Here is a 1,162-nt window from a genome sequence, read left to right on the forward strand (position 1 = left end):
TTCATTACTCGATGATCGAGGAGACGATGCCTGCACCGACGGTGCGGCCGCCTTCACGGATAGCGAAGCGGAGCTTCTCTTCCATGGCGATCGGCACGATCAGGGTGACGTCCATAGCGACGTTGTCGCCAGGCATAACCATTTCCGTGCCTTCCGGCAGCGTGACAACACCGGTCACGTCCGTCGTGCGGAAGTAGAACTGCGGACGGTAGTTCGTGAAGAACGGCGTATGACGGCCACCTTCGTCCTTGGTCAGAATGTAGGCTTCTGCCTTGAACTTGGTGTGCGGCTTCACAGAACCCGGCTTGCAGAGAACCTGGCCGCGTTCAACGTCTTCACGGCCAACGCCGCGGATCAGAGCGCCGATGTTGTCGCCAGCCTGGCCCTGGTCGAGCAGCTTGCGGAACATTTCAACGCCGGTAACCGTCGTCTTCGCCGTCGCCTTGATGCCGACGATTTCAACTTCTTCACCAACCTTGACGATACCGCGCTCAACGCGACCCGTCACAACCGTACCACGGCCCGAGATCGAGAACACGTCTTCGATCGGCATCAGGAACGGCTGGTCGATCGGACGTTCCGGGGTCGGAATGTAGTCGTCAACAGCAGCCATCAGCGAACGAACGGCGTCTTCGCCCAGTTCCTTCGAAGAATCTTCCAGAGCAGCAAGAGCCGAGCCCTTGATGATCGGAACTTCGTCGCCCGGGAAGTCGTACTTCGACAGAAGTTCGCGTACTTCCAGTTCAACCAGTTCGAGCAGTTCTGCATCGTCAACCTGGTCGCACTTGTTCAGGAACACGACGATTGCCGGAACGCCAACCTGACGAGCGAGCAGGATGTGCTCACGGGTCTGCGGCATCGGGCCGTCAGCGGCCGAAACAACCAGAATTGCGCCGTCCATCTGGGCAGCACCGGTGATCATGTTCTTCACATAGTCAGCGTGACCTGGGCAGTCGACGTGTGCATAGTGACGGTTCGGCGTTTCGTACTCGACGTGTGCCGTCGAGATCGTGATGCCGCGGGCGCGCTCTTCAGGAGCGGCGTCGATCTGGTCATACGCCTTGAACTCGCCGAAAAACTTCGTGATCGCTGCAGTCAGCGACGTCTTGCCATGGTCAACGTGACCAATCGTGCCGATGTTAACGTGGGGCTTCGTACGTTC

The 1,162-nt window shown here is 58.8% G+C and carries 1 protein-coding gene; it reads right to left on the reverse strand.

Annotated elements, in window-relative coordinates; translation table 11 throughout:
• Positions 1–4 precede the first annotated feature (4 nt).
• The coding region (gene tuf / locus CES86_RS04985; protein WP_036579028.1) for an elongation factor Tu at positions 5–1,162 on the reverse strand (1,158 nt) is incomplete at its 5' end.

Source organism: Brucella lupini (genome assembly GCF_002252535.1).
GTDB classification, from domain to species: domain Bacteria; phylum Pseudomonadota; class Alphaproteobacteria; order Rhizobiales; family Rhizobiaceae; genus Brucella; species Brucella anthropi.